This is a genomic window from Streptomyces sp. NPDC004561, assembly GCF_053602155.1.
Window position 1 is genome coordinate 1 of sequence record NZ_JBSGDB010000752.1, and the last position, 2,753, is coordinate 2,753.

A 2,753-nucleotide genomic window follows, 5' to 3' on the forward strand; every position below is an offset into this window, starting at 1 on the left:
GCCGCGTACAGCGGTGTCCAGACGACACCGAACGCCCACGACGGCGGCTGCCACCCAGGCTTGCGCAGCGACCTGTACCAGGCGCTGTCGGCATCGACGGCTCGCCCTCCGACCGCAGCAGCGGTGGTCACGGCCACACCGACGGCGCCGAAGCGCATCCACGGTCGAACGCCCAGCTTCTCACCGCCATGCTCGCTGATCAGCCTCATGCTCAGAGAGCTTCCCCCCGCTGCCCAGCTCCTATCAGCATGACTGCGACTGTCGGCCGCTTGTTCAGGCGTCCGATGCGCAGTGCATGCCAGCGGTGGCCGACGGGATCGCCCTGTTCCTGGGCATCGCGTTCACCTCTCAACTGGGGACGGCGCGCCGGGCCGAGCCGTGCAGGCGGAACCGGAGCCTGGGCGTGAGCCCGGCGCGGGACGCCTCGCGACGGGGTGCGGTCAGGAGTGGGCGATACGGCGTACGTGTCGGCCGAACCGCAGCCGGCTTTCAGCTGGCGCTCGCGTTCCTCCCGGAACGCCGCTCCCAGTTCCTCTCGCCGCTCCATGGCCACGTTCTCGCGCGCACCGTTGAGGATGGTGCGTTCCTCCTCGTCGGCGTGGTGGGTGACGGCTTCCACCAGTTCCTCCAGCTTGGAGTCCCACTCCTCGGAGCCGACCTCCTCCACCTCCAGGAGGTTCAGAAGGGCCTTGTTGCCCTCGTCGTGCTCATGCTCGCCGTGCTCGACCTCTTCGTCATCGATGTTCTTGTACCTCTTCAGCGCCGGATAGACCTGGGTCTGATGCACGATCGGGTGACATCTTGGCCTCCTCAGCCAGCGCGTGGGCGATCAGCAGGTCCGCGAATTCCTGGAGCGCGTAGGCCCGGTCGGCTTCGACGCTGCGCATGAACCGGAACAGGTCCTCCACGCGACGGTGGTCCTGAAGGATGAGCTCGACGACGTCCTGGGACTGGGCCATGGCAGGGCACCACTTTCGTGCGAACGGTTGAAGTGACTACCGTCTACCCTCACCGTCCGCACTGATGGCTTCCCGACTCCGCAGCAACGACGTCCCGGCTGGCCGCGCTGTGCCTCGTCCTCACGTGGAGGAGGAGAGCGGATGCAACGAGCGGAGACGGGACCCAAGGAGGGGGGCCACGTCAACCAGGTGATCCCGATGAAGACGAGCAGGATCACGCGCATTAGAACCAGGAGCGGCGGCGGCCGGACTGTGTGGGTCGGGCGGACGGACGATCCGCTCGGTGCCAGCGCTTGGACCAGCAGGTGAGCGACCGTCAGGCTCGACAGCCGACAGCCGAAGGAAGCCATCAGCACGTCCCGGACCCTGTCGTTCGTGGGACGGCCTTTCTCGACCATTCCTGAGTCGCTCGTTTTCTCGCGGCAGGGCCGCCGTCGCGGCCGGTATGCGGCCGTCGGTTGTCTGCGCTGGTCGTTGGATGAGGTGGAACGCCCAGTGGGGCTGCGTCCGCTGGCCGTGCAATCGTGCTGGCTTGGGCGTCGTCGGGTTCGTCCTGCACGTCGGCATTCTGTGGACGACGGGGATCATCCTGCTCGTCATCGGGCTCATCCTGTTCCTCCTCGGCGCCGTGGGGCACGCCGCCGGCGGCCGACGCCACTACTGGTAGGCCGCACTGTGACGCCCGCGACCGGGAGCCTAATCCGAGAACCCCGACGTCATCGCAGCCGTGGCCCGCTTGCTGGACTGTGCCGACGGGGCACCGACCCGGTTCCGGTCGCAACCCCTGCTCCACCCGCAGCACGAGGGCCGCCGAGCCGACTCCGGAACGCCGGCCGGGCTCTCCGGCCGGACCGGGCGGATGGCCTCTCCGCGGGGAGGCGTCCCAGCTCACAGCCCTGCGCCTCGATCGCGTGGTGGGAAGCATGGGTAGAAAATGAAGGGGTAGCCGCAGCATCGTCGGCTGTTTCGCAGCGGGCCGTGGCACGAGTTCGAATCCGGGAGGGGACCTACATGGCTCTCATGAGCACGCTGGACACGCAGACCACCGAGCTGCCGGAAGTCGCCGACCCCACCCGGGTGGCACCCAAGGATGCCCGCGAACTCTCCCGGTTGTTCTTCGAGCAGTTGGCAGTGCTGGAGGAGGGCACGCCCGAGTACAGCTACGCGCGCAACACGCTGATCGAGATGAACATGTCCCTGGTCCGCTACGCGGCCGGCCGGTTCCGCAGCCGTGGACCGGAGGAGATGGAGGACATCGTCCAGGTCGGAATGATCGGCCTGATCAAGGCGATCGACCGGTTCGAGCTGTCCCGCGAGGTGGAGTTCACCTCCTTCGCCATCCCCTATATCGTCGGGGAGATCAAACGGTTCTTCCGTGACACCACCTGGGCCGTCCACGTACCCCGACGGCTGCAGGAGGCCCGCGTCCAGCTCGCCCGGGCCACGGAGGAACTGCGAAGCCGGCTGGGCCGCACGCCGACGGTCAAGGAGTTGTCGGAGCTGATGAGCCTGCCCGAGGACGAGGTGGTGGAGGCCCGTCTGGCCGCGAACGGCTACAACTCCTCCTCCCTCGACGCCGCCATCGGCGGCAGCGAGGACGGCGAGAGCGTCCTGCAGGACTTCATCGGCGTCGAAGACACCGACCTGGAGTGAACCGGCTGGCCAGACGCTGGGGCGCGACGCGCCTGTCGGGCGGCAAGGTGGTCGTACCGGAGGCGGCCCTGCGAGGCGCGTTGGTGCGGATCGCCGAGGAGGGCTGCGTGGAACTGGACCGTGCCGAGGAAGCCGCACCGG

At 68.1% G+C, this 2,753-nt stretch carries 2 protein-coding genes and 2 pseudogenes; 2 read left to right on the plus strand and 2 right to left on the minus strand.

The annotated features are described in order from the left end of the window. On the minus strand, positions 1-209 hold a 209-nt coding region (locus ACWEN3_RS44700; protein ID WP_452983944.1), incomplete at its 3' end, for a TspO/MBR family protein. A gap of 231 nt (positions 210-440) precedes the next feature. Continuing rightward, positions 441-959: pseudogene (locus tag ACWEN3_RS44705) on the minus strand (hemerythrin domain-containing protein). Between the two features lie 532 nt (positions 960-1,491). On the opposite strand from ACWEN3_RS44705, the gene ACWEN3_RS44710 reads away from it, so the two are divergent. Further along, the gene (locus ACWEN3_RS44710) at positions 1,492-1,626 is read left to right on the plus strand and encodes a DUF6131 family protein (protein ID WP_452983946.1); all 135 of its coding nucleotides are present in this window, start codon (positions 1,492-1,494) and stop codon (positions 1,624-1,626) included. Positions 1,627-1,970: 344 nt separating this feature from the next. Beyond that, positions 1,971-2,609: pseudogene (locus ACWEN3_RS44715) on the plus strand (sigma-70 family RNA polymerase sigma factor); the annotation flags it as partial. Between the last annotated feature and the right edge of the window lie 144 nt (positions 2,610-2,753).